General features: G+C 67.6%; 19 protein-coding genes and 3 tRNA genes. 14 read left to right on the top strand and 8 right to left on the bottom strand.

Going from position 1 to position 24,419, the window contains the following annotated elements:
* Nucleotides 1-11 precede the first annotated feature (11 nt).
* Nucleotides 12-87, bottom strand: a tRNA-Thr gene (locus CAL11_RS08135).
* A 170-nt stretch (nt 88-257) separates the two neighbouring features.
* Here CAL11_RS08135 and CAL11_RS08140 point away from each other — a divergent pair.
* A tRNA-Asn gene (locus CAL11_RS08140) sits at nt 258-333 on the top strand.
* 185 nt (nt 334-518) lie between these two features.
* Here CAL11_RS08140 and CAL11_RS08145 read toward each other — a convergent pair.
* Nucleotides 519-854, bottom strand: coding sequence for a cupin domain-containing protein (locus CAL11_RS08145; RefSeq protein ID WP_086092628.1), 336 nt, complete (start codon nt 852-854; stop codon nt 519-521).
* Between the two features lie 210 nt (nt 855-1,064).
* On the opposite strand from CAL11_RS08145, the gene CAL11_RS08150 reads away from it, so the two are divergent.
* Complete coding sequence (locus CAL11_RS08150; RefSeq protein WP_086092629.1) at nt 1,065-2,069, top strand: CobW family GTP-binding protein; 1,005 nt, start codon at nt 1,065-1,067, stop codon at nt 2,067-2,069.
* A 55-nt stretch (nt 2,070-2,124) separates the two neighbouring features.
* Here CAL11_RS08150 and CAL11_RS08155 read toward each other — a convergent pair whose 3' ends face one another.
* Complete coding sequence (locus CAL11_RS08155) at nt 2,125-2,715, bottom strand: malonic semialdehyde reductase (protein ID WP_086092630.1); 591 nt, start codon at nt 2,713-2,715, stop codon at nt 2,125-2,127.
* Between the two features lie 110 nt (nt 2,716-2,825).
* On the opposite strand from CAL11_RS08155, the gene CAL11_RS08160 reads away from it, so the two are divergent.
* Complete coding sequence (locus tag CAL11_RS08160; protein WP_086092631.1) at nt 2,826-3,737, top strand: LysR family transcriptional regulator; 912 nt, start codon at nt 2,826-2,828, stop codon at nt 3,735-3,737.
* A 788-nt stretch (nt 3,738-4,525) separates the two neighbouring features.
* Here the strand turns inward: CAL11_RS08160 and CAL11_RS08165 are convergent.
* Nucleotides 4,526-4,602, bottom strand: a tRNA-Met gene (locus CAL11_RS08165).
* A 69-nt stretch (nt 4,603-4,671) separates the two neighbouring features.
* On the opposite strand from CAL11_RS08165, the gene scpB reads away from it, so the two are divergent.
* The 8 genes from scpB to typA all read left to right on the top strand — a co-directional run bounded on the left by scpB (nt 4,672) and on the right by typA (nt 16,104).
* On the top strand, nt 4,672-5,763 hold the full coding sequence (scpB, locus tag CAL11_RS08170) for an SMC-Scp complex subunit ScpB (RefSeq protein ID WP_167382462.1): 1,092 nt from the start codon (nt 4,672-4,674) through the stop codon (nt 5,761-5,763).
* Between the two features lie 35 nt (nt 5,764-5,798).
* The gene (gene rluB, locus CAL11_RS08175; RefSeq protein ID WP_432206081.1) at nt 5,799-7,541 is read left to right on the top strand and encodes a 23S rRNA pseudouridine(2605) synthase RluB; all 1,743 of its coding nucleotides are present in this window, start codon (nt 5,799-5,801) and stop codon (nt 7,539-7,541) included.
* Between the two features lie 459 nt (nt 7,542-8,000).
* Nucleotides 8,001-8,507: a ribosome maturation factor RimP gene (gene rimP / locus CAL11_RS08180; RefSeq protein WP_086092634.1), complete on the top strand. Its 507-nt coding sequence runs from the start codon at nt 8,001-8,003 to the stop codon at nt 8,505-8,507.
* Nucleotides 8,504-9,982, top strand: a complete 1,479-nt coding sequence (gene nusA / locus CAL11_RS08185) for a transcription termination factor NusA (protein WP_033460401.1) — start codon at nt 8,504-8,506, stop codon at nt 9,980-9,982. The genes rimP and nusA overlap by 4 nt, the downstream gene beginning before the upstream one ends.
* A gap of 76 nt (nt 9,983-10,058) precedes the next feature.
* Nucleotides 10,059-13,058 carry a translation initiation factor IF-2 gene (gene infB, locus CAL11_RS08190; RefSeq protein ID WP_086092635.1) on the top strand — a complete coding sequence of 1,000 codons (3,000 nt, stop codon included), beginning with the start codon at nt 10,059-10,061 and terminating at the stop codon, nt 13,056-13,058.
* 27 nt (nt 13,059-13,085) lie between these two features.
* Nucleotides 13,086-13,487 carry a 30S ribosome-binding factor RbfA gene (gene rbfA / locus CAL11_RS08195; RefSeq protein ID WP_003810550.1) on the top strand — a complete coding sequence of 134 codons (402 nt, stop codon included), beginning with the start codon at nt 13,086-13,088 and terminating at the stop codon, nt 13,485-13,487.
* A gap of 45 nt (nt 13,488-13,532) precedes the next feature.
* Complete coding sequence (truB, locus tag CAL11_RS08200) at nt 13,533-14,267, top strand: tRNA pseudouridine(55) synthase TruB (RefSeq protein ID WP_086092636.1); 735 nt, start codon at nt 13,533-13,535, stop codon at nt 14,265-14,267.
* 16 nt (nt 14,268-14,283) lie between these two features.
* The gene (gene typA, locus CAL11_RS08205; RefSeq protein ID WP_033460398.1) at nt 14,284-16,104 is read left to right on the top strand and encodes a translational GTPase TypA; all 1,821 of its coding nucleotides are present in this window, start codon (nt 14,284-14,286) and stop codon (nt 16,102-16,104) included.
* Nucleotides 16,105-16,175: 71 nt separating this feature from the next.
* Here typA and CAL11_RS08210 read toward each other — a convergent pair whose 3' ends face one another.
* The 3 genes from CAL11_RS08210 to CAL11_RS08220 all read right to left on the bottom strand — a co-directional run bounded on the left by CAL11_RS08210 (nt 16,176) and on the right by CAL11_RS08220 (nt 18,093).
* A complete protein-coding gene (locus tag CAL11_RS08210; protein ID WP_086092637.1) occupies nt 16,176-16,913 on the bottom strand; it encodes a toxin in 738 nt (245 codons plus the stop codon).
* Nucleotides 16,910-17,314: a hypothetical protein gene (locus CAL11_RS08215; protein ID WP_033460396.1), complete on the bottom strand. Its 405-nt coding sequence runs from the start codon at nt 17,312-17,314 to the stop codon at nt 16,910-16,912. The genes CAL11_RS08210 and CAL11_RS08215 overlap by 4 nt, the downstream gene beginning before the upstream one ends.
* Before the next feature lie 149 nt (nt 17,315-17,463).
* Nucleotides 17,464-18,093: a TIGR00730 family Rossman fold protein gene (locus tag CAL11_RS08220; protein WP_167382463.1), complete on the bottom strand. Its 630-nt coding sequence runs from the start codon at nt 18,091-18,093 to the stop codon at nt 17,464-17,466.
* 52 nt (nt 18,094-18,145) lie between these two features.
* On the opposite strand from CAL11_RS08220, the gene polA reads away from it, so the two are divergent.
* From polA to CAL11_RS08235, 3 genes are all read left to right on the top strand, one after another.
* Nucleotides 18,146-20,860, top strand: a complete 2,715-nt coding sequence (gene polA / locus CAL11_RS08225) for a DNA polymerase I (protein ID WP_086092638.1) — start codon at nt 18,146-18,148, stop codon at nt 20,858-20,860.
* A 115-nt stretch (nt 20,861-20,975) separates the two neighbouring features.
* A complete protein-coding gene (locus CAL11_RS08230; protein WP_086092639.1) occupies nt 20,976-21,812 on the top strand; it encodes a ZIP family metal transporter in 837 nt (278 codons plus the stop codon).
* Nucleotides 21,813-21,866: 54 nt separating this feature from the next.
* Nucleotides 21,867-22,655 (top strand): dienelactone hydrolase family protein, encoded by a 789-nt coding sequence (locus CAL11_RS08235; protein WP_033460384.1) that lies wholly within the window; start codon nt 21,867-21,869, stop codon nt 22,653-22,655.
* 33 nt (nt 22,656-22,688) lie between these two features.
* Here the strand turns inward: CAL11_RS08235 and CAL11_RS08240 are convergent, their stop codons facing one another.
* Nucleotides 22,689-24,350 (bottom strand): Na/Pi cotransporter family protein, encoded by a 1,662-nt coding sequence (locus CAL11_RS08240; RefSeq protein ID WP_068925775.1) that lies wholly within the window; start codon nt 24,348-24,350, stop codon nt 22,689-22,691.
* Nucleotides 24,351-24,419 lie beyond the last annotated feature (69 nt).

The following is a 24,419-nucleotide window of genomic DNA, read 5'->3' on the forward strand; positions in this document are numbered from 1 at the left end:
GCCCTTTTTTCTGGTGCCGGCAAGAGGAGTCGAACCCCCGACCTTCGCATTACGAATGCGCTGCTCTACCAACTGAGCTATGCCGGCCAAAACCTGTTTCTCGGATGCCGCGCCCCGTGCGGGTGGGCGTATCCAGGAAAGACCGAGATGATATCAGAAAAAAATCGCGATGAGAAACCCGGGCCGGATAAACATGCATCGGGCGGGGTGACTTGCGCACTTAAAAAAAAGTCGTCATAATCTCGTTTCTTGGCAGTTCCCCGATAGCTCAGTCGGTAGAGCGACGGACTGTTAATCCGCAGGTCGCTGGTTCGAGCCCAGCTCGGGGAGCCAAAAGAATTTTTTGCCGTATCGTCGACAGTACCGACACCGTCGACACAAAAGGGCCGTTCACGCTAGTGAGCGGCTTTTTGCATTGCGCGGTCGGCATCGCCTGTGGCCGGGCGCTGCCGCGCGGCGGGCGCAGTCCGATTGGATAGAATGGCGGCCGGCGGGCTTGCGTTGCGGGCAGGCCGCCATCAGGGGCGCGCCAGCATCAGCGTGACCAGCAGCGTGCTGTCTTCCAGGGCCTTGACGGCGTGCGCGACGCCTGGCGCCAGGTAGACCAGCGTGCCGGCGGGCATGCGTTGCGTCGTGTCCTGCGCGGTCAGCATGACGGCGCCTTCCAGGCACTGAATGGTGATCGCGCTGGCGTCGATGGCGTGGCTGGGAAGCTGGTGGTCGCGCGGCAGCACCAGGCGCATCACTTCCAGGTGGTCGGCGCGCACCAGCGCCTGCGAGACGGTTTCGCGCAGCGATTCGCCCAGCGGGCGCAAGTCGATCAATTCGCCCGAGCGGGCGTGATGCATGGCCATAACAAGAACCTCCCTGTGCGAAGGGGGCAAAACCTCAGCTTACTGCACGTCCCCGGGCGTGCAAACGCGGGAGGCGCATGTGCAAGCCCGCGGGCGGCCCGCGGGATGATCAATAGGTGTTGCGTCGTGCGCGGCCGCTGCCCTTGGCATGGGCGGCGAGGCCGTGCCGGGGCGGCAATGGCGCGGGACGGGCCCGCGCATGGGAAAGCGATGGATGCGTTCAAGCAAGACAGTCGCATCGGCGTGACGGTGTTGACCGGATTCCTGGGCAGCGGCAAGACGACGCTGCTCAATCGTCTGGTGCAGGAGCCCGAGTACGCCGCGGCGGCGGTCATCGTCAACGAGTTCGGCGACATAGGCGTGGACCACCATCTGGTGCGCAATGTCGATGACCGTATCGTGCTGCTGGAGGGCGGCTGCATATGCTGCACCGCCAGCGGCGGGCTGGTCGATACGCTGCGCGATCTGTTCATGCTGGCGGTGCGCCGCCGCATCAAGCCGTTCAAGCGGGTGCTGCTGGAGACAACCGGCCTGGCCGGGCCCGCCTCGGTCATGTTCTCGCTGCGTCACGATCCGTTCCTGGCCGAGCGCTACGCGTACCATGGCGCGATCGCCCTGGCCGACGCGCAGCGCGTGCGCGAACAGCTGATGGTGCAGCCCGAGGCGGCCCAGCAGATCGCGCTGGCCGACCTGGTCGTGTTCAGCAAGGCGGACCTGGCTGGCCGGGCGCAATTGGCCAGCGCCATGCGCGATGTGGCGCGCGCCAATCCGGGCGTGCCCACGTGCGTGGTGCGGCGCGGCGAGCCGCTGGATGAACGGCTGCGCGGCGACTTCCTGGTGCGCGAGCGCCGGCAGGCCGCGCCCATGGGGCGCTGGCTGAGCGCGTTTGCCACGCCGCCGGGCGGCCCGCATCCCAATGTGGCGCATTTTTCCCTGAACCTGTCCGTGCCGCTCACGCGCGGCATGTTCCTGGCGCGGATGTCGGAAATCCAGGCGGTCTATGACCGCGGTATCCTGCGCGTCAAGGGGTTGGTGTGTTTCGAGGCGGAAGCCTTGCCCTGTGCGGTGCATGGCGTGCACCGCCAACTGTATCCGCTGGAGCCGTTGCCGCAATGGCCGGGCGACGACCGCCAGTCGCGCCTGGTGTTCATCCTGCGCGGCCTGGATCGGGATGCGGTCCAGGCCGATGTCGCCAGGCGGCTGCGGCAGGGGTGAGGGCGCTGGGCGGCCCCTGTCCGGGGGCGAGGCCGCGGCGCGCGGCCTGCCGCGCTCAGAGGATCTGCGCCGCGGTGTCGAATGGCAGGCGCGGGCCGCGCGGATAGTTGCCGGCCGGGTCGCCATGACCCAGGTTGACCAGGAAGTTGGACTTGCAGCGGCCGTCGGGGAAAAACTCGGCGTCCACCTTGGCCGCGTCGAAGCCGCTCATGGGGCCGGCGTCCAGCCCCAGCATGCGCGCGGCCACGATCAGATAGGCGCCCTGCAGGGAGCTGTTGCGCATGGCGGTCGCGCGCGCGGCATCGGCGTTGTTCTCGAAGACCGGGCGGGCGTCGTAGGCGCTGAACTGCGTGGGCAGGTGCTCGTAGAACCGGGTGTCCTGGGCGACGATCACCGTCACGGGCGCGGCCAGCGTCTTTTCCAGGTTGCCGGGAGACAGGGCGGGCGCCAGGCGCTGCCGTGCCTCGGCGCTGCGCAGGAAGATGAACCGGCCAGGTTGCGAATTCATCGCGGTCGGTCCCCATTTCATCAGCTCGTACAGTTCGAGCAGGGTCGCGTCGCTGATCGATTGGTCGGTATAGCGATTGAAGGTGCGGGCGGCCTGGAAGATCTGTTCCTGGGCGGCAAGGCTCAACGGGGCATTCATGGGGGAGGGGCGTGCGGGCGTGGATGTTGGAGACCCGTCAATTTTAAGTGCTTGAAACGCATCAAAATACGGTATAAACAGAACAGTCTGATGCATAAAGCGAGACAATCTTGGATCGTCTGAAAGCCATGCAGGTGTTCGTGGAGGTCGCCGATCGCGGCAGCCTGTCGGCGGCGGCCATGCACCTGGGCATGTCGCGCGCCATGGTGTCGCGCTACCTGGCCGAGCTCGAGGCATGGGTGGGCGTGCGGCTGTTGCACCGGACCACCCGCCGCCTGAGCCTGACGCTGGCCGGCTCGGAAACCCTGCCGCGCTGCCGCCGCATGCTGGAAATGGTGGGCGACATGCGCGAGGCGGTGGCCGCGCCCGACGCCGAGCCGCGCGGGCTGCTGCGTGTCACGGCCGCCATGTCGTTCGGCGGCGCGCAGCTGGCCGAAGCGGTGGCGGAGTTCGTGCGCCGCCATCCGGCCGCCAGCATCGACCTGCTGCTGGTCGATCGCGCCGTCAATCTGGTCGAGGAGCGGGTCGACCTGGCGGTGCGGATCACCAATGAGCTCGATCCCAACCTGATCGGGCGCAGGCTGGCCGACTGCCGGTCGGTCGTCTGCGCCGCGCCGCACTATCTGCAGCAGCACGGCGCGCCGGCCAGGGCCGAGGACCTGTCACTGCACAATTGCCTGACGCATTCGTATTTCGGCCGCAGCCTGTGGCGTTTCGAGCGCGCCGGCGAGCCCATCGAAGTGCCGGTCGGCGGCAATATCACGGCCAATGAAACCGACGTGCTGATGCGGGCGGCGCTGGCCGGCGCGGGCATCGTCATGCTGCCCACCTACCTGGCGGCCGGGCAGATCGCCGCGGGCAGCCTGCGTCCCTTGCTGCCCGATTGCGCGCCGCCGGTGCTGGGAATACATGGGGTCTACGTATCGCGCAAGCAGATGCCGCTGATACTGCGCACCATGCTCGATTTCCTGGCCGAGCGCTTCAGCCCCGCCCCCTGGGATGCGGCCCTGGACGGGCGCTGAGTGTGGCGCGGGCGTCGCGAGGGCTTTGTCGGGTGGGCGGTTGTGGGTATAATCAAAACATTACATCCGGCCTGGCGTGCGACGCCAAACCGGTTTGTCCGGGCGGGCCTGCGCTGATTGCGCGATATGCCGCCGGACACAATGTCGTTCCAATACGTCTAAGAATCCCCCGATCAACGATTGCGCGTAACCCGGCCCTTGCGGCACGGGCGCCCGGTCACAAGCCGGTACGGTGGTCGTTGTGCGGTCGGGGCCGCGCCCTGGTCCGGAACGGGCCACGCAGGCGGGCCCGCCCTGGCGGATTCATTGTTTGCGATTGCCGTGGCGCGCCTGCCCCGGCGCCTGGATGCAGGCGCTTGCAGCCGCTGCCGGCTACGGTCAAGAAAGCCTCGGTCTGTGGGCCATGCCCGCGATGCGGTTTGCCGATGTCGCGCCGCCATGTCGGTGCGGCGGCTGGCGCGCCATTTCGCGGCATGCCGGGCCGCGGCATAGCTGGCGGGCCGGCACGGGCGTCGCGCGGCCGTGGTTCGACGGCCGCGTCGGCGCAGCCGGCATGGGGTGGTCCCGCCGTGATCCAGTTTGATTGAACAAGATATTCGTGAGCGCCAGTATCCGTATTTCCGGTCATGCGTTTTTTCAAGCCCGGGCTCATCATGCCCAGGCTGCCGGGGCGGCCGTGCGCGCTCGTCGCGTGTCGCTCGGCGTGCGTGGCGCCGTTGCGCCCGGCGGCAAGCGCCGCGCCAATGAAAAAGGCCCGGCAACGATGTGCCAGGCCTTGATCAACGATTTGGTTGCGGGGGCAGGATTTGAACCTACGACCTTCGGGTTATGAGCCCGACGAGCTGCCAGACTGCTCCACCCCGCGTCTGAGAAGAAGAATATTAATCTCAATCCCGATTTAGCGCAAGTTTGCCCCCTTATTTTGTGAGTGCCGATGAACGATAGCGAGGCAATACTCGTGCTGGAAACCGCGCTGCTGTGCGCGTCCCAGCCGATGCAGTTCGCCGAAATGCGCAAGCTGTTCGGTGATGACCAGGATCTCGACAACAACGCATTGCGCGCCTGGCTGGAAGCGCTGCAGGTGCAATGGAACGAGCGCGGCCTGGAGCTGGTGCAACTGGCCTCGGGCTGGCGTTTCCAGAGCCGGCCGCAGATGCAGCGCTACCTCGAGCGGCTCAATCCCGAGAAGCCGCCCAAGTATTCGCGCGCGGTACTCGAGACGCTGGCCATCGTTGCCTGGCGGCAGCCCGTGACGCGCGGCGATATCGAGGACATCCGCGGCGTGACGGTGTCGTCGCAGATCGTCAAGGTGCTGGAAGACCGTGGCTGGATCGAGGTCATCGGTCATCGTGATGCGCCGGGCCGGCCGGCGCTGTTCGCCACCACCCGGCAGTTCCTCGATGACCTGGGCCTGCGTGCGCTGGATGAGTTGCCGCCGCTGGAGTCGGCGCAGGCCGCCGCCGCGCTGGCGGGGCTGGACCTGGGCGGCACCGAGGTGCTGGTCGAGGCAGTCGAGGGCGATGCTGTCCAGGACGGCGCGGCCGGTGACGATGCCGCGGGGCAGGTGGCTGCCTCGCTGGGCGATGCGCCGCCGGAGGTGGCGCAGGCGGCCGCGGATAGCGTAGAATCCGCCGTGTCGCCGGCGCCGGCTCCGCCCGTATCCGCCGACGATGATACGAACGAGCCGGCCGAAACCACGGCCGCCAGCCTGCCCGGCGCAGGTGTTGCCGAACCGGCGCACGAGTCCGCCGGCGCGGCGCCGGATGATGGGAATGGGCCTGTCGAGGTCCCTCCGCTCCAGCCAGACCAGATATCCCTACCTGACGAGCCTGCCGAGGCGCGCCCGCACGTGCCGGCGCCCGAGGTCGATCCTGGCGAGCCGCAGCCCGAAATCGTGCCGGCCACGCCCGAGCCCGCCACCCCGCCGGCCCCAGAGCCGGCGCCGGGACGCGAGGAGGCCGATGGCGTGGTGTCCGATCCTGAAGATGACGAGTCTGCCGCATCCGGCCGGCTCCCCCAAGTTTGAAATTCGGAGCTGTCCCAGTGACAACGAATACAACGATGCAAGACGATAATTCCTTTCCTGATAATGAATCCCCGGTGGCGCAGCCGCCCGTCGGCGAGCCCGCCGCATCCGGCGAGGCCGGCGACGGCGAGGGCGGAGCCCGGGCGCGTGGCCGCAAGCTGCGCACGCCGTTTCGCCGCCGTCGCGGCGATGCGGCCGCCGCTGGCGAGGCCGGCGCCGACGAGGCGGGCGGCCAGCCTGCCGTCCAGTCCGAGGGCGACGCCCGCGCCAGCGAGCGCGACGCCGACCAGGCGCTGGCCTACCTGGACAATGCGGCGCGTATCGAGCAGCGCCTGGGCAAGTACCTGAACAGCGAGGCGGTGATGCCCAAGCTGCACAAGGTGCTGGCCGATGCCGGGATCGGTTCGCGCCGCGAAATGGAAGAGCTGATCGTTGCCGGCCGGGTGTCGGTCAACGGCGAGCCGGCCCACATCGGCCAGCGCGTCGCCCCCAACGACCAGGTGCGCGTCAACGGCAAGCCGATTGCACGCCCCAATGCCAAGAAGCCGCCGCGCGTCATCCTTTACCACAAGCCGGCCGGCGAGATCGTCAGCCATGACGACCCGGGCGGGCGCGCCAGCGTGTTCGCCCGGCTGCCCAAGCTGCGTACCGGCAAGTGGCTGTCCGTGGGGCGGCTGGACCTCAATACCGAAGGCTTGCTGATCTTCACGACCTCCGGCGACATGGCCAACCGCATCATGCATCCGCGCTACGGTACCGAGCGCGAATACGCGGTGCGCGTCCTGGGCGAGATGGACGACGCGCAGCGCAAGTCGCTCACCGAGGGCATCGAGCTGGATGACGGCAAGGCGGCTTTCGGCTCTTTCGAATACCTGGGAGGCGACGGCAGCAACCGCTGGTATCGCGTCACCCTGCAGGAGGGGCGCAATCGCGAAGTGCGCCGCATGTTCGAGGCGGTGGGTGTGACCGTCAGCCGCCTGATCCGTACGCGTTTCGGCGATATCGTGCTGCCGCGCAACCTGCGCCGCGGCCGCTGGGAAGAGCTGGACGGTTCGCTGGTGACCGCCCTGATGGTTCAGTTGGGCCTGCTGCGCGACGGGGACGAGTCCGAAGGGCGGCGCAAATCGCGCCAGCCCCAGTCGCATGACAGCGCGCTGCCGCCGGGCTTCGGCACGCTGGAGCGCAATGGCATGAACGGCGCCCGCATCGGCCGTCGCGGCAAGCTGCAGGGCGGCCGTCCCGGCAGCGCGGCCGCGTGTCCGTCCGACCCGTTCGGGACCGGGCTGATGATTACCGGCGGCTATGCCAATGGCCATCCGCTGGGCAACGACAGCGCGGCTGGGCGGGGCGGCAAGGGCAAGCCTGCCAAGGGCAAGGCCGGCGGCGACAGGCCGCAGCGCGGCCAGGGCCGCAAGGCGGCGGGCGCGCAGGGCGGCGCCGGCCAGGGTGGCCAGGGCGGCGGCCAGGGCGCGGCGGCCAAGCCGGCGGGCGCGCGTGGCGGCAAGAAGGCCGGGGGGCGCGCCACGGCGCCTGGCGCCAAGGGCGCGGGCGGCCGTGCCGGCGGCAACAAGGCGGCCGGCGCGGGCGGCAAGGTGGCGGGGGTGGCCAAGCCCGCCTCGCCGACAGGCAACCGCGGCCCGGCCGCGCCCAAGCCGCAGCGCGCGCGTCGCGGTGGCGGCGGTGGCGGCGGCCGGGGCGACGATTGGCAGCCCAAGGGCGCTGGCGCCCACGAGTCCCGTCTCGGTTTCCTGGGCGGGCGAGGCGGGCGCGGACGTTGATGCGCTGCGCCATGAGGATCGGATGTGTCCCGCTTATCCGTAAGCTCCCGGCGTATCAGGCAAATTTCCGGTTTATCTGGTAAAATCAACGGTTTTCATGGCGCGCAGTGCATTTGCAGGGCAATGCGCGCGCAGCACGGCGTTGCGCGCAGCGGCTTTTGAATGCACGTTGTGCACGCTTTGGCGCGTGATTGATGTGATTTGCGCTATTTGGCGCGTGAGTCGCAAGTGCGCCGGGTTTGCCTTTGCAGGGCAGGCCAGCCGGGTGGGCGGCGCGCCAGGGGAACCTGGAATGCGCACGCGGCCACCAGCGGGCCGCGGGCAAGCGCGGCCGATTTTTGCAATATATTTTGGGTCGCAATTTTGGGCTTGGGTTCGGCAAGCGGCGCTGTCAGCAGCGCCCGGCCGGGGGCCAGGCAATACGGTGGGCTGGGCGTGCAGCCCATTTTTTTTGAGTGTATGGCTGATTTATTCGCACTGACCGAAGAAGCGCTGGCGGGCATGGACATCGAACTGGTCGATGTCGAACGTGCCGCCATGGGGCTGTTGCGCGTCACCATCGACCGGGTCGATGGCGTGCGTATTGAAGATTGCGAGCAGGTGTCCCGCCATTTGTCGCGCGTGTACGAAGTCGAGAACATCGACTACAAGCGCCTCGAAGTCGGGTCGCCGGGCGTCGATCGTCCGTTGCGCAACGAGGCGGAGTTCCGCCGTTTCGCGGGCGAACGTATCGAGATCAAGCTGAGAGAGGCGCTCGACGGGCGCAAAGTGTTCTCCGGCACGCTGCACGCGCCCGAGGCGGGTGGCGCGTCCGGCCAGGATGACACCGCCGGTGCGGGCAAGGCCGTATTCGGTCTCGAATTTGAGGCAAAGAAGAACGATATCCAGGTGCTGAGCTTCACGCTCGATGACATCGAGCGCGCAAAGCTGGATCCCGTTCTGGATTTCAAGGGCAAAAAGCGATGAGTCGCGAAATTCTTCTGTTGGTCGATGCTTTGGCGCGCGAAAAGAACGTCACCCGCGAAGTGGTGTTCGGGGCGCTCGAAAGCGCGCTGGCTTCGGCCATGAAAAAGCGCTTCAAGGACGACGCGGACATCCGTGTCTCCATCGATCGTGAAACCGGCGGCCACGAAGGCTTTCGCCGGTGGCTGGTCGTGCCCGACGAGGCTGGCCTGCAAGAGCCCGACAAGCAGGAGCTGCTGTCCGATGCGCGCGAATTGGCGCCCGATATCGAAGTCGGCGAGTACATCGAGGAAGCGCTCGAGCCGGTCGAGTTCGGCCGCATCGGCGCGCAGGCCGCCAAGCAGGCGATCCTGCAGAAGATCCGCGACGCCGAGCGCGAGCAGGTCCTCAACGACTTCCTCGACCGTGGCGAGACGATCATTTCCGGGTCCATCAAACGCATGGACAAGGGCGACGTGATCATCGAAACCGGCAAGATCGAAGCGCGCCTGCCGCGCTCCGAGATGATCCCGAAGGAAAACCTGCGGGTCGGCGACCGCGTGCGCGCCTTCGTGCTGCGGGTCGACCACGCCGCGCGCGGCCAGCAGGTGATCCTGTCGCGCACCTCGCCCGAGTTCATCCGCCAGCTGTTCGAGAACGAAGTGCCCGAGATCGAGCAGGGCCTGCTGGAAATCAAGGCCGCGGCGCGCGACCCGGGCGTGCGCGCCAAGATCGCCGTGGTGGCCTACGACAAGCGCATCGATCCCATCGGCACCTGCGTGGGCATGCGCGGTTCGCGCGTGACCGCCGTGCGCAACGAGCTGGGCGGCGAGCAGGTCGATATCGTGCTGTGGTCGGAAGACCCGGCGCAATTCGTGATCGGCGCGCTGGCGCCGGCCAACGTCGAGTCCATCGTGGTGGACGAAGACAAGCACGCCATGGACGTGGTGGTCGACGAGGAAAACCTGCCCAAGGCCATCGGCGCCAAGGGTCAGAACGTGCGCCTGGCGTCCGAGCTGACCGGCTGGCAGATCAACATCATGACGCCGGAGGAAAGCCTCAACCGCCAGGAGACCGAGCGTGCCGCGTTGCGCGCGACGTTCATGAGCAAGCTGGACGTCGACGAAGAAGTGGCCGACATCCTGATCGATGAAGGCTTCACCGGTATCGAAGAGATTGCCTACGTGCCCATGCAGGAACTGCTGGAGATCGAGGCATTCGACGAGGACACCATCAATGAGCTGCGTGCCCGTGCCCGCAATGCGCTGCTGACCGAGGCGATCGCCCAGGAAGAGCGCCTTGAAACGGCCCAGGACCTGCTCGAACTCGAGGGCATCACGCCGGAGCTGGCCGCCAAGCTGGCCGAACGGCAGGTGCATACGCGTGACGATCTGGCCGAGCTGTCGACCGACGAGCTGGCCGAGATCGCCGGCCTGCAGGAACAGGAGGCCAGCGACCTGATCATGCGCGCCCGCGCCCACTGGTTCGACGAGGAATGAAACACGGCGCACGGTTGTACGGCGTAATGCCGAGAGTTCATGTTTGTAATTAGCTGCATATAGGGAAGAGAGCCTAATGTCGAGTAATACTGTCGCCCAGTTCGCTACCGAGCTGAAAATGCCTGCCAACGTGCTGCTCGAGCAGTTGCGTGCGGCCGGTGTTGACCTCAAATCGGTGGACGACGCCGTCACCGATAGCGACAAGGCGAAGTTGCTCGAATCGCTGCGTCGCGCGCATGGTGCGACCGAGGGCAAGAAAATCACCCTGACGCGTCGCCAGACGTCCGAGATCCGCCAGGCCGACGCCACCGGCCGCTCGCGCACGATCCAGGTCGAGGTGCGCAAGAAGCGCGTTTTCGTCAAGCGCGATCCGGCCGAGCTGGCCGCCGAGCAGGCTGCCGCGCGTGCGGAAGAAGCCGCGGCGGCCGCGGAGGCCGTGCCGGCCGAGGTTGCGCCCGCGCCGGCCGAACCGGTGCGCGCCGAGCCCGCGGTCGAGACGGCCGCCAAGCCGGTCGAACCACCCGTCGCCCAGGCGTCCGCCGAGCCTGCCGAGGCGCCGGCGGCCGAGCCGCAACCCGAACAGCCCGCTCAGGCCGAAGCCCAGCCCGAGCCGACTCCCGCTGCCCAGGCCGAGCCTGAGCCGCAACCCGAGCCTCAACCGGAAGCCGCCCCTGCCCAGGCAGTCGCCGAGCCGGTCGAACCTGCAAAGAATGTATCTGTCACCGAGACCGAGGCTGAACAGGCCCGGCCGGAACCCGTTGTGCACGCCCAAACTGAACTGACCTCCAAGACCCCGGCTCCGGTGGCCCAGCCGTCCGCACCCGCTGAATCTCCCAAGAGCGCCAAGGCCGAACCGGCCGCCGCGTCCAAGACCACGGCCAAGCCGGGTGAGATCCGCCGCGCCGCCGCGCCGGCGGCGCCCGACCGTGCCCGCGAAGAGGCGCGTCGCGCCGCCGAGGCCGAGGCCGCCGCGCTGCGCGAGATGCTCAGCCGTCCGCGCAAGGTGCTGCGTGCCCCCGAGCCCGAGCCGCAGGCAGGCGCCCTGTCGGGCACGCTGCACAAGCCGGCCGGCAAGCCGGCCGCCACGGCCGCGCCCAAGAAGGACGCCAAGCCGGGCGCGCCGGGCACCAAGAAGACCATCAAGACCGCCGAGGTGTCCTCCACCTGGAGCGACGACAGCGCCCGCAAGAAGCCGGCCGACAACAAGCCCGCGGTCACCACGCGTGACGGCTGGCGCGCCGGCGGCAAGGGCGGCAGGGGCGGACGCAACAGCCGCAACCAGCACCAGGATCGCCGCCACGAGCAGGTGCAGCAGGAATTCATCGCGCGCGAGATCCACGTTCCCGAAACCATCAGCGTGGCCGACCTGGCCCACAAGATGTCGGTGAAGGCGGCCGAGGTCATCAAGCAATTGATGAAGCTGGGCCAGATGGTCACGATCAACCAGGTGCTGGACCAGGAAACCGCGATGATCGTGGTGCAGGAGTTCGGCCACACGGCGATCGCCGCCAAGCTGGACGACCCCGAGGCCTTCCTGGACGAAACCGCGGCGGTCACCGAGGCCGAAGCCGAGCCGCGCGCGCCGGTCGTGACCGTCATGGGCCACGTCGACCACGGCAAGACCTCGCTGCTGGACTACATCCGCCGCGCCAAGGTCGCCTCGGGCGAAGCCGGGGGCATTACCCAGCACATCGGCGCGTATCACGTCGAGACCGGCCGTGGCGTCGTGACCTTCCTGGACACCCCGGGCCACGAGGCCTTCACGGCGATGCGTGCGCGCGGCGCCAAGGCCACCGACATCGTCATCCTGGTGGTGGCGGCCGACGACGGCGTGATGCCGCAGACGCGCGAAGCCATCCACCATGCCAAGGCCGGCGGCGTGCCGCTGGTGGTGGCCGTCAACAAGATCGACAAGCCCGAGGCCAACCCCGAGCGTGTCAAGCAGGAGCTGGTGGCCGAGGAAGTCGTGCCGGAAGAATACGGCGGCGATGTGCCGTTCGTGCCGGTGTCGGCCAAGACGGGCGCGGGTATCGACGATTTGCTCGAGAACGTGCTGCTGCAGGCCGAGATCCTGGAACTGAAGGCGCCGATCGACGCGCCTGCCAAGGGCCTGGTCATCGAGGCGCGTCTGGACAAGGGGCGTGGCCCGGTTGCCACCATCCTGGTGCAAAGCGGCACGCTCAAGCGCGGCGACGTCGTGCTGGCCGGCGCCAGCTTCGGCCGCGTGCGCGCCATGCTGGACGAGAACGGCAAGCAGATCCAGACCGCGGGTCCGTCGATCCCGGTCGAGATCCAGGGCCTGACCGAAGTGCCGGCCGCCGGCGACGAGCTGATGGTGCTGTCCGACGAGCGCAAGGCGCGCGAGATCGCGCTGTTCCGCCAGGGCAAGTTCCGCGACGTCAAGCTGGCGCGCCAGCAGGCCGCCAAGCTGGAATCCATGTTCGACAACCTGGGCGAGGGCACGCAGACCCTGGCGCTGATCGTCAAGACCGACGTGCAGGGTTCGCAGGAGGCGCTGGTGTCGTCGCTGACCAAGCTGTCGACCGACGAAGTGCGCGTGCAGGTGGTGCACGCCGCCGTGGGCGGCATCTCGGAAAGCGACGTCAACCTGGCCATCGCCTCGAACGCGGTGGTGATCGGGTTCAACGTGCGCGCCGAGCAAAGCGCCAAGAAGCTGGCCGAGACCAACGGTATCGACCTGCGCTACTACAACATCATCTACGACGCGGTCGACGAAGTGAAGGCCGCCATGTCGGGGATGCTGGCTCCCGAGAAGCGCGAAGAGGTCATCGGCCTGGTCGAAGTGCGCGAGGTCTACACGATCTCCCGCATCGGCACGGTGGCGGGCTGCATGGTGCTCGACGGCGTGGTGCGCCGCGATTCGCAGGTTCGACTGCTGCGCAACAACGTGGTTCAATGGACGGGCCATCTCGATTCGCTGCGCCGTTTCAAGGACGACGTCAAGGAAGTCAAGTCCGGCTTCGATTGCGGCCTGACGCTGCGCGGCAACAACGACCTGCAACTGGGCGACCAGCTGGAAGTCTTTGAAATCAAGGAGATCGCGCGCACGCTGTAAGGTGCGAGGCGATACAGCAATCTTTACATGAGCCGTCACAAGTCCAAATCCATCCCCGGCCGCAACCTGCGGCTGGCCGACCAGATCCAGAAGGATCTGGCCGGGATCATCCAGCGCGAGATCGATATGACCCGCGCCGGACTGATCACGCTTTCGGGTGTGGAGCTGTCGGCCGACTACGCGCATGCCAAGGTGTATTTCACGGTGTTGGGCGCCGAGCCCGACACCGCTGCCGCCTTGCTGAACGAAAAGGCCGGCTGGCTGCATTCGCAGCTGTACAAGCTGCTGCACATCCATACTGTTCCTACCCTGCGGTTCGTGCATGATCCGCAAATCACCCGCGGCATCGAGATGTCGATGCTGATCGATCGTGCCAACCGGCCCGGTCCGCACTCGGGCGTTCCCGACGAGCCCGAAGACCAGTCCTGACCGGGCTGTCGTCGCTGCTTTTTCTCTTTTTTTCCGGATTCGACGATGGCTAAACGACGCGGGCTCGCGCTCGACGGTGTGCTGTTGCTGGACAAACCCGTGGGTCTGTCCAGCAATCACGCCTTGCAGCGAGCCAAGCGCACCGTGGACGCGGCCAAGGCCGGTCATACGGGAACGCTGGACCCTTTCGCCACCGGCCTGCTGGTTTGCTGCATGGGCCGGGCTACCAAGATCTCGGGCCGCATGCTCGAGGCCGACAAGACCTACCAGGCCACGCTGCAGTTTGGCGAGGAGACCGACTCGGGCGACCTGACCGGCCACATCGTGGCCCGGGCGCCGGACGGATTCGCCGGGGTCGAGGAGGCGGCGCTGCGCGATGTGCTGTCACGTTTCGTGGGCACCATCGAGCAGATTCCGCCCATGTATTCGGCGCTCAAGCGCGACGGCAAGCCGTTGTACGAGTACGCCCGGGCCGGCATCGAGCTGGACCGCCCGCCCAGGCGGGTGACCATTCACCACATCGAGCTGCTGTCGTTCTCCGGGATGCAGGCGCAGATCGACGTGGCCTGCAGCAAGGGCACCTATATCCGCACGCTGGCCCAGGACATCGGCCGCGCGCTGGGCTGTCACGCCCACCTGGCGGCGCTGCGGCGCACGCACGTCGGGCCGTTTTCGCTGGACCGCGCCGTAACCCTGGAAGCCCTGCAGGCGATGCCCGACGCCAAGCAGGCCTTGCTTGCCATGAATGAATTGCCGGCGGGCCTGCTGCCCGCCACCTGAACTTAAAGGACCTGCTATGACCCGCGCCCTGCGCAACGTCGCCATCATTGCCCACGTGGACCACGGCAAAACGACCCTGGTCGACCAATTGCTACGCCAATCCGGCACTTTCCGCGAGAACCAATCGGTGGCCGAACGGGTCATGGATTCGAACGACATCGAGAAAGAACGCGGCATCACCATCCTGGCCAAGAACTGCGCCGTCGAGTACGAAGGCACGCACATCAACATCGTCGACACTCCGGGACACGCCGACTTCGGCGGCGAAGTCGAGCGGGTGCTGTCGATGGTCGACGGCGTGCTGCTGCTGGTCGATGCCGTCGAAGGCCCCATGCCGCAGACCATCTTCGTCACGCGCAAGGCGCTGGCCCTGGGCCTCAAGCCCATCGTGGTGGTCAACAAGATCGACCGCCCGGGCGCGCGCCCGGATTTCGTGATCAATGCCACCTTCGAGCTTTTCGACAAGCTGGGCGCCACGGAAGAACAGCTGGACTTCCCGGTGGTGTACGCCTCGGGCCTGTCGGGCTACGCGGGCCTTACCGACGACGTGCGTTCGGGCGACATGCGGCCGCTGTTCGAGGCCATCATGAAGTACGTGCCGCAGCGCGATGACGATGCCAACGGGCCGCTGCAGATGCAGATCATTTCGTTGGACTACAACAGCTACGTCGGCAAGATCGGCGTGGGCCGCATCAACCGCGGCCGCATGCGCGGCAACATGGACGTTGCGTTCCGCTTCGGGCCCGACGGCGAGGTCCAGCGCGGCCGCATCAACCAGGTGATGAAGTTCAGCGGCCTGGAGCGCGTCGTGGTGGACGAAGCCGAGGCCGGCGACATCGTGCTGATCAACGGCATCGAGGACCTGCACATCGGTTCGACCGTCACCGATCCGTCCACGCCCGAAGGCCTGCCGGTGTTGCGCATCGACGAGCCCACGCTGACCATGAACTTCATGGTCAACACCTCGCCGCTGGCCGGCCGCGAAGGCAAGTTCGTGACCAGCCGCCAGATCCGCGACCGCCTGGAGCGCGAACTGAAGTCCAACGTCGCGCTGCGCGTGCGCGACACGGGCGACGATACGGTGTTCGAAGTCTCGGGCCGTGGCGAACTGCACTTGACCATCCTGATCGAGAACATGCGCCGCGAGGGCTACGAGCTGGCGGTGTCGCGCCCGCGCGTGGTCTACAAGGAAGTCGACGGCGTGAAGTGCGAGCCGTTCGAGGCGCTGACGGTCGACGTCGAGGACGCCCACCAGGGCGGCGTGATGGAAGAACTGGGCCGCCGCAAGGGCGACCTGCAGGACATGCAGCCCGACGGCCGTGGCCGTACCCGCCTGGAATACATCATTCCGGCGCGCGGCCTGATTGGCTTCCAGAACGAGTTCCTGACGCTGACGCGCGGCACCGGCCTGATGAGCCACATTTTCCACGAGTACGCGCCGGTGCGCGAAGGCTCGATCGGCGAGCGCCGCAACGGCGTGCTGATCAGCCAGGATAACGGCGACGCGGTGGCCTACGCCCTGTGGAAGCTGCAGGATCGCGGCCGCATGTTCGTCAACCCCGGCGAGCCGCTGTACGAAGGCATGATCATTGGCATCCACAGCCGCGACAACGATCTGGTGGTCAACCCCATCAAGGGCAAGCAGCTGACCAACGTTCGGGCCTCGGGCACCGACGAGGCCGTGCGCCTGGTGCCGCCGATCCAGATGTCGCTCGAGTACGCGGTCGAGTTCATCGACGACGATGAACTGGTCGAAATCACGCCGAAGTCGATCCGCCTGCGCAAGCGCCACCTGCAGGAGCACGAGCGCCGCCGCGCTTCGCGCGAAAACGCGTAACGCAGGACCGGGCGGCCGCCAGGCGGCCATGCCTGGCGCAAGGGTTGTGGCCGTGGCGGCCACAACCCTTTTTACATGCAGCCGCCGCGATTGCAGGTGGCCAGCTCGGTGAGCGCGTAAGCCGGCATGTCGGGCTCGGCGGCAATGGCCGGGCGCCGGTCATGGTCGACATAGACGCGCAGCGGCAGGCCTCGCCGCTTCAGCGTCTCCAGGGCGCGCCGCAGCGGGGCGTAGGATTCGCGGTGCGGCTGGCCCGGCTGCGGGCTGATGCAGGCTTGCACCACGGGGCTGCCCTCACGCGTGAATACCGCGCACAGGTCGCCGAAGGGCAGGTATTCGAGCCGGGCGACGCGCACATTGGAATAGTGGCCCGGCCCCCTGGCGGGCTGGCTGCCGTGCCGCCATTGCCAGCCGCGCCACCAGGATGCGTCGCGCCAGGCGGGAAGGTACCGGTCCGGGCCATTTCCGGTCGCGCCGTCCCAATCCGAGGCGAGGCAGAAGTGATCGCGCAGGCCGCGGATATCCTCGATGCGGGTACGCTTGAGTTCGCCGCCGTACCTGCCGCCCAGGTATTGTCCGTCGGCCAGTCCGTGGATCGGCCAGGGCTCGTTGCCCGACAGTTCGCGCATGCGTGCCCGCAGCGACGGTTGATGCGCCTGGTCGTATGTGAGCGGGGCATAGCCGAAAGGGCAATTGCCATAGCCGCGCACCAGGATAAGCTCGGAGGCGGGCCAAGCGCGCGTACCCGCCAACAGCAGGCACAGCAGCGCGGCTGCCCGCCAGCCCGCACGCGCCGGGATCCGCCTCATGGAAGATACCCGCCCATACCGCAGGGCGCGATGGAGAGGATCTCGGCGCGCGAGAACAGGCGGTATATCTGCGGATCGGTCCAGACGTCGGATTCGACCCGCAGCGATGTGGGTATGTTTGACGCATGGCAGGTGAGGATGCGCGCGAGGTGTTCGTCGAAGTGTTTGCGCCCGCTGCCGTAGCGTTGCACGGCGCAGGCAATGCGCAGCGCTTGCGGCGAGGCCTGCCCGGCGGGATGGAAGCGCGCGCACACGAAGGGCGTGGAGCCGGTGCGCAACTGGCCGATGTGGTAGGCGTCGATGACGGCGGAAGGGTAGTCGTGCACGGCGCCGGCGTGCGCCGGGAGCCAGGCGGCCAGCAGCGCGGCCAGCGCGGACGCGGTGAAATTAAATGGGGGCATAGCGAGGAGGACCCTGGACTGCGAGTTGTGTGGCAGTCTAGGGCGCTGGCCTGCGCCGTGGGCGCTCGACCGTCGGGGGTTATGCCAAAGTAGATGCTTCCTTCAGGTCTGGTTGCTCTTTCTTGGTGATAACGAAGCGTTATCCCTTGTTATGCCGGGAGGGAGGGCGCGTACTGGCTGTCCGTCCTGCCTTGCCTGTCGTGGAATTCGACCACCTTGCGCACGACCTTGGCGGGGTCGTCCTCGATGATGAAGAGATTCAGGTCGTGGGCCGCGATCATGCCGTTGGCCAGCAACTGCTCGCCCAGCCAGTCGACCAGGCCATGCCAGAATTCGCTGCCCACCAGCACGATGGGGGCGGGCGGGACCTTGCCGGTCTGGATCAGGGTCAGCGCCTCGAACAGCTCGTCCAGGGTGCCGAACCCGCCGGGCATGGCGACATAGGCCATACTGTGCATGAAGAAGGTGGCCTTGCGGGAATAGAAGTACTCGAACGACAGGCTGATGGTCTGGTATTCGTTGTTGTGCGCCTCGTGGGGCAGGCTGATGTTCAGGCCGACGCTGGTGCCGCCCGCCTCGAAGGCGCCCTTGTTGGCCGCTTCCATGATGCCGGGGCCGCCGCCGGCGATGATCGCGAAACCGGCGCCGGCCAGGGCCGCCGAGATGGCCACACAGGTTTCATAATAGGGCGACTCGCGGCTGATGCGGGCGCTGCCGAACATGCTCACCGCGGGACCGATGTCGGCCAATTTCTCGGCCGCGGTCTTTATCTCTGACATAATCACCGGAATTTGTTTGCCGGCGGGTGTCTCAAGCTCTGCCTTTGTAACCATGAAAAAAACCTTATTGCTGGTAGACGGTTCGAGCTACTTGTACCGTGCTTTCCACGCCATGCCCGACCTGCGCAATGCGCAGGGCGAACCCACGGGTGCGCTCTATGGCGTGGTCAATATGTTGCGCAAGCTCGTTCAGGATCATAAGGCAGAGTATGCCGTATGCGTTTTCGATGCACGCGGAAAAACGTTCCGGGACGATTTGTTCCCCGACTACAAGTCGCACCGCCCGCCCATGCCGGAAGACCTGGCGGCGCAGATCGAGCCGATCCACGAGGCCGTACGGGCCCTGGGCTGGCCGCTGCTGGCCATCGAAGGGGTGGAGGCGGACGACATCATCGGCACGCTGGCGCGGCAGGCCAGCGCGCAGGGCATCGACACCATCGTCTCCACGGGCGACAAGGACCTGGCGCAGCTGGTCGACCCGCACGTGACGCTGGTCAACACCATGAGCGGTGAGGTGCTCGACGTCGCGGGAGTGAACAGCAAGTTCGGCGTGCCGCCCGAGCGCATCGTCGATTACCTGATGCTGGTGGGCGACGCGGTCGACAACGTGCCCGGCGTGAACAAGGTCGGGCCCAAGACCGCCGTCAAGTGGTTGGCCGAGCACGGCTCCATCGACGCGCTGGTGGCCGCCGCCGACAGCGTCAAGGGGGTGGCCGGCAACAACCTGCGCGAAGCCATTCCGAACTTTCCGCTCACGCGCACGCTGCTGACGGTCAAGTGCGACTGCGACCTGAGCGGCCATGTGTCGGGCTGGGAAGACCTGGCATGGCGCGAGCGCGACGCCGATACGCTGACCGCGCTGTTCGACCGCTATGGCTTCCGCACCTGGCTGCGCGAGCTGACGGGCGACCAGGAGCGCCTGCCCACGGGCGACGCGCGCGCCGCGCCGCAGGCCGTCGCGCCGGCCGAACTGGACTATCGCATCATCACCGACTGGGCCGCCTTCGACGCCTGGATGGCGCTGGTGGACGACGCCTCGCTGGTGGCGCTGGATACGGAGACCACCTCGCTCGATGAAATGCAGGCGCGGCTGGTGGGCCTGTCGATGGCGGTCAAGCCGGGCGTGGCCTGCTATATCCCGGTGGCGCACCGCGGCCCCGAGGCGGGCGATCAACTGCCCCGGGACGAGGTCATCGCGCGCCTGCGCGGCTGGCTCGAGGACGCCGGGCGCGCCAAGCTGCTGCACCATGCCAAATACGATACCCATGTGTTCGCCAACGAAGGCGTGAGCCTGGCGGGCGTGGCCGAGGACACGATGCTGCAGGCCTATGTGCTGGAATCGCATCGCGGCGTGGGCCTGAACGATCTGGCCCAGCGGTTTCTCGGGCGCAGCGGCGTGAATTACGAAGACCTGTGCGGCAAGGGCGCCAAGCAGATCGGTTTCGACGAAGTGGCGGTCGCCCTGGCGGGGCACTATTCCTGCGAGGATTCCGATTTCACCCTGCAATTGCACGAGGTGCTGCGTCCGCGCGTGGCCGAAGACGAAGGGCTGGAGCGCACCTACCTGCTCGAGCTGCAGGTCTCGCGCGTGCTGACGGTGGTCGAGCGCAATGGCGTGAAGGTCGATGCCCAGGAGCTGGGACGCCAGAGCCACAAGCTGGGCCAGGAAATGCTGGCGCTGGAGCAGCGCGCCTATGAGCTGGCCGGCCAGCCGTTCAACCTGAACTCCCCCAAGCAACTGGGCGAGATCCTGTTCGGCCGCATGGGGCTGCCGGTTGTGCGCAAGACCGCGGGCGGCGCCCCCTCGACCGACGAGGAGGTGCTGTCCAGGCTGGCGCAGGACTATCCGCTGCCGCAGGTGCTGCTGGAATACCGGGGCCTGTCCAAGCTGAAGTCCACCTACACCGACAAGCTGCCGCGCATGATCAATCCGGCCACCGGCCGCGTGCACACGCATTATTCGCAGGCGGCGGTGATCACCGGCCGGCTGGCGTCGTCGGATCCCAACCTGCAGAACATCCCGGTGCGCACCGAGGCCGGCCGGCGCGTGCGCGAGGCCTTCGTCGCCGAGCAGGGCAAGCTGCTGTCGGCCGACTACTCGCAGATCGAACTGCGCATCATGGCGCACGTGTCGGATGACGCCAACCTGCAGCGCGCCTTCGCGGCCGGCGAGGACATCCACCGCGCGACCGCCTCCGAGGTGTTCGGCGTGCCGCTGGCCGAGGTCGGCGCCGAACAGCGCCGCGCCGCCAAGGCGATCAATTTCGGCCTGATCTACGGCATGGGCGTGTTCGGGCTGGCTTCCAACTTGGGCATCACGCGCGACGCCGCGCAGGCCTACATCGACCGCTATTTCACCCGTTATCCCGGCGTGGCGCGCTACATGGAGGACACGCGCCGGCTGGCGCGCGACCAGGGCTACGTCGAGACCGTATTCGGCCGCAGGCTGCAATTGCCGGACATCCGGGCCGCCTCCGGGCCGCGCCGCCAGGGCGCCGAGCGGGCCGCCATCAACGCGCCGATGCAGGGCACCGCCGCCGACCTGATCAAGATGGCCATGGTGGCGGTGCAGGACTGGCTGGACGCCGAGCGCCTGCGCACCCGCATGATCATGCAGGTGCATGACGAACTGGTGCTGGAGGTGCCCGACGAGGAACTGGCATCCGTGACGCAGGCGCTGCCCAGGCTGATGTGCGATGTGGCCACGCTGCGCGTGCCGCTGGTGGCCGAGGTGGGCATGGGCGCGAACTGGGAGCAGGCGCACTGATGGGGCCCCCGGCCGGCGCGTATGCCGGCCGGTTGCGAATTGCCTGACGGCCATTTTCGATTTGGTGCTTGCAACGATATAATGTTGCGCTTTCCCGCCTGAATCGCCCCTCGCCATGCTGCTGCTCTGGATACTGCTCGCCACGATTGCCGGCGGCCTGATCGCCGTCTCGATCGCCAGCTGGCTGGCCTATCGCGTGTTCGCGCGGTACCTGCACCACATGGTCAGCCTGTCGGTGGGCGTGCTGCTGTCGGTGGCGCTGCTGCACCTGCTGCCCGAGGCGTTCGAAACCGCGCACGCCGACGCGCGGGCCCTGTTCGCGCTGATGCTGGCCGGCCTGATCGGCTTCTTCGTGCTGGAGAAGATCGCGCTGCTGCGCCACAGCCACCACCATGAGGGCGACGGGCACCATCATCACAAGGGCCACGACCGGCACGAGGCAGGGCGGGGCGGCGTGCTCATCCTGGTGGGCAGCTCGCTGCACAACCTGGCCGATGGCGTGCTGGTGGCGGCGGCCTTTCTTACCGATCCCATGCTGGGCGTGCTGACCGCGGCGTCGATCATCGTGCACGAGGTGCCGCACAAGCTGGGCGATTTCGTGGTGCTGCTCAACGCCGGCCTGGCGCGGGGCAGGGCATTTTCCCTGATCCTGTTCACCAGCCTGTGCACGGCGGCGGGCGGCGTTGTAGGATACTTCGTATTGCAGGAGGCGCAGGCGGCGGTGCCCTACGTCTTGGTCGTCGCGGCCAGCAGCTTCCTGTACATCTCGGTTGCCGACCTGATGCCGCAAATGCACGAACGCGTTTCGCCGGCCGATGCGGTGCCGCAGTTGTTGCTGGTGGGCGCCGGCGTGCTGCTCATCTATGGCGTCACCTCGTTCATGCATCATGAGCATGACCCGGCCCGCGAGCACGGGCAGCATGCCATCGAGGCGGCAGGCCACCGGCATTGACCGCGGCGCGGCGGCAGGAGGGCGGCCATTTCCTTTCCACGCCCAGGAGTTGCCATGAGTTTCGCCGCCGCCGCGGGTAGTACCGCGCCCACCACGATCCATACCGACACGCAGGGCCTGTCGCACGGCGATTTCGAACTGGCGGTGCCGGGCGGACCGGTCGCCGCCTATTACGCCGCGCCGGCCGGGCGCGAGCAATTGCCCATCGTGCTGGTGGTGCAGGAAATCTTCGGCCTGCACGAACACATCAAGGATGTCTGCCGCCGCCTGGCGCACGATGGCTACCTGGCGGTCTCGGTCAACCTGTACCAGCGCCAGGGCGACGCCTCGCGCTACGACAATATTCCCGAACTGGTCGCCGAGCTGGTGAGCAAGGTGTCCGACGAGCAGGTCCACGCCGACCTGGACGCCAGTCTGGCCTGGGCCGTCGCCCACGGCGGCGACGGCGCGCGCGTGGGCGTGACCGGCTTTTGCTGGGGCGGACGCGCCACCTGGATGTATGCGGCCCACAATCCGGCCGTGAAGGCGGGCGTGGCCTGGTACGGGCGCTTGTCCTCGGGCCATGGCCCCTTGATCAGGCAGGTGCCGCTGGACGTGGCCGGCAACCTGCATGCGCCGGTGCTGGGGCTGTACGGCGGCAAGGACGAGAGCATTCCGCTGGACGATGTGCGGGCCATGGAAGCGCGCCTGCAGCAAGGCGGCGCGTCCGCCCAGGCATCGCGCATCGTGGTGTACCCGCAGGCCGGGCATGCCTTCCTGGCCGATTACCGTCCCAGTTATCGCGCCGCCGACGCGCAGGACGGTTGGCGGCGCATGCTGGATTGGTTCGCGCTGTATCTGTAGCGGACCGGGGCCTGCCGGTCTCCGGGCAGGCCCTCAGTTGCCCGCGTCGCGCAGGCGGCTGGGCAGGAGCTCGCCGTGGCGCGCCAGCAGCGGATACGCCGATGCGCCCACCACGTGTGAGTTGATGCCCTTGAGGTCGCGCAGGATGTCCAGGTAGAGCGCGCCGACTTCGGCGGCATCGACCTTGCCGGACTTGATCTGCTGCAGCTGCGTTTCGGCGGCTTCCGCCTCGAGGGCGCGAAAGCGCGCCTTTTCGCCCGCCAGCGCGCGCGCCTGGCGCAGGTCGTCGGTGACGAACAGCGCGGCGGCCTGGCGCTGGTTGGCGATCAGCTCGCCCAGCGTCGCGTCCAGGCTGGCGCGCTGCTCGGCCGACAGCAGCAGGCCTTGCTTGCGCAGGCGGCCGATATGGTTGAGCAGGCCGTGATAGGCGATATCGCCCGCGTGGCCGATGTTGCTGCAGAACGCCAGGATGGCGTCGAGCCGCTGGTGGTCCTCGCGCGTCATGTTTTCCTGGTCGAGCGTGGCCAGGTAGGTCGTGATGGCGGTCTCCAGCTTGTCCAGCGCGCTGTCGAGCTGGCGCGCCTGCACCATGCGGTGCCGGTTGTCGCGCTTGAAGCCGGCGCGCGCATACAGCAGCAGGGTCTGCAGCATGTCGGCCATGCGCAAGGCCTCGCGCGCGGCGTTGCCCAGCGCGACGGTCGGCACGTCATGGGCCCATTCGTCCAGGTATTGCGGCCGCGCCGGGTCGTTGGGGTCGGTGCGCTTGGGCAGCCAGCGCGTCAGCAGCGCGGCGTACGGCGCGAGGATGGGCAGGAATACCAGCGCGATCACGACGTTGAACAAGGTGTGGAAGTTGGCCACGGCGTGCGCGGGGTCGCCGGCCATGGCGCTGAGCCAGGGCTGCAGCCAGGGCAGCAGGATGATGCCGGCGAGTACGCCGGCCACGCGCGTGAGCAGGTTGCCCAGCGGCAGGCGGCGGGCGGCCGGGTCGTCGCCCGTCACGCCTTCGATCATCGGATTGATCGCGGTGCCCAGGTTGGCGCCCAGCACCAGCGCGAACGCCAGTTCAGGGTTGACCATGCCATGGCTGGCCAGCGACATGACCAGCACCACGATCGCCACGCTGGAGTGCGCGGCCCAGGTCAGGGCCGCCGCCAGCAGCACCGCGGCAACCGGCTGGCTGGCCAGCGCGTCGAGCAGGACGCCCAGCAGGGGCGCGGTCTCGAAGGGCTGGAACAGCTGCACCAACTGGTGCAGCGACAGCAGCAGCAGGCCCAGGCCGATGAATACCCGCCCCAGGTCGCGGGTGCGGCCGGGCGCGGCGCGTCGGAACATCCATACGCCTGCCAGGATGAGGATGGGCGCCAGCGAGGTCAGGTCGAACGACAGCAGCTGCACGATGAGGGTGGTGCCGACGTTGGCGCCCAGCATGGCGGCCAGCGCCGGCACCAGCGCCACCACCCCGCCGGCGGCGAAACCGGTGATCATCAGCCCGGTGGCGGTGCTGCTTTGCAGCGCGGCGGTGATGGCCAGGCCGGAGGCGAAGGCGCGCAGCCGCGTACCGAGGGCGCGCCCCAGCGCGATGCTCAGCGCGGCGCCGAAGGCGCGCTGCACGCCGGTCTGCACCATGTGCACGCCCCACAGCAGCAGGGCTACGTAGCCGGCGAAATCGAGCAACGGCAGCAGTCCGGACATGGCTCTCCCTGGAAAAGGCGCGCCGCGCGCGGGGCGCGGCGTCCATATATGACATGAAACAATTCTGTA

Source organism: Bordetella genomosp. 6, assembly GCF_002119705.1.
Lineage (GTDB): Bacteria > Pseudomonadota > Gammaproteobacteria > Burkholderiales > Burkholderiaceae_B > Bordetella > Bordetella bronchiseptica_F.

Excerpts from the sequence above, each read along its gene's own strand:
- rbfA (WP_003810550.1), top strand. The coding sequence starts at position 13,086 with ATGAGCCGTCACAAGTCCAAATCCATCCCCGGCCGCAACCTGCGGCTG.
- scpB (WP_167382462.1), top strand. The coding sequence starts at position 4,672 with ATGAACGATAGCGAGGCAATACTCGTGCTGGAAACCGCGCTGCTGTGC.
- CAL11_RS08145 (WP_086092628.1), bottom strand. The coding sequence starts at position 854 with ATGGCCATGCATCACGCCCGCTCGGGCGAATTGATCGACTTGCGCCCG.
- CAL11_RS08215 (WP_033460396.1), bottom strand. The coding sequence starts at position 17,314 with ATGCCCCCATTTAATTTCACCGCGTCCGCGCTGGCCGCGCTGCTGGCC.
- CAL11_RS08155 (WP_086092630.1), bottom strand. The coding sequence starts at position 2,715 with ATGAATGCCCCGTTGAGCCTTGCCGCCCAGGAACAGATCTTCCAGGCC.
- polA (WP_086092638.1), top strand. The coding sequence starts at position 18,146 with ATGAAAAAAACCTTATTGCTGGTAGACGGTTCGAGCTACTTGTACCGT.
- CAL11_RS08150 (WP_086092629.1), top strand. The coding sequence starts at position 1,065 with ATGGATGCGTTCAAGCAAGACAGTCGCATCGGCGTGACGGTGTTGACC.
- CAL11_RS08230 (WP_086092639.1), top strand. The coding sequence starts at position 20,976 with ATGCTGCTGCTCTGGATACTGCTCGCCACGATTGCCGGCGGCCTGATC.
- CAL11_RS08220 (WP_167382463.1), bottom strand. The coding sequence starts at position 18,093 with ATGTCAGAGATAAAGACCGCGGCCGAGAAATTGGCCGACATCGGTCCC.
- CAL11_RS08240 (WP_068925775.1), bottom strand. The coding sequence starts at position 24,350 with ATGTCCGGACTGCTGCCGTTGCTCGATTTCGCCGGCTACGTAGCCCTG.
- rluB (WP_432206081.1), top strand. The coding sequence starts at position 5,799 with ATGCAAGACGATAATTCCTTTCCTGATAATGAATCCCCGGTGGCGCAG.
- infB (WP_086092635.1), top strand. The coding sequence starts at position 10,059 with ATGTCGAGTAATACTGTCGCCCAGTTCGCTACCGAGCTGAAAATGCCT.
- nusA (WP_033460401.1), top strand. The coding sequence starts at position 8,504 with ATGAGTCGCGAAATTCTTCTGTTGGTCGATGCTTTGGCGCGCGAAAAG.
- truB (WP_086092636.1), top strand. The coding sequence starts at position 13,533 with ATGGCTAAACGACGCGGGCTCGCGCTCGACGGTGTGCTGTTGCTGGAC.
- CAL11_RS08235 (WP_033460384.1), top strand. The coding sequence starts at position 21,867 with ATGAGTTTCGCCGCCGCCGCGGGTAGTACCGCGCCCACCACGATCCAT.
- rimP (WP_086092634.1), top strand. The coding sequence starts at position 8,001 with ATGGCTGATTTATTCGCACTGACCGAAGAAGCGCTGGCGGGCATGGAC.
- CAL11_RS08210 (WP_086092637.1), bottom strand. The coding sequence starts at position 16,913 with ATGAGGCGGATCCCGGCGCGTGCGGGCTGGCGGGCAGCCGCGCTGCTG.
- typA (WP_033460398.1), top strand. The coding sequence starts at position 14,284 with ATGACCCGCGCCCTGCGCAACGTCGCCATCATTGCCCACGTGGACCAC.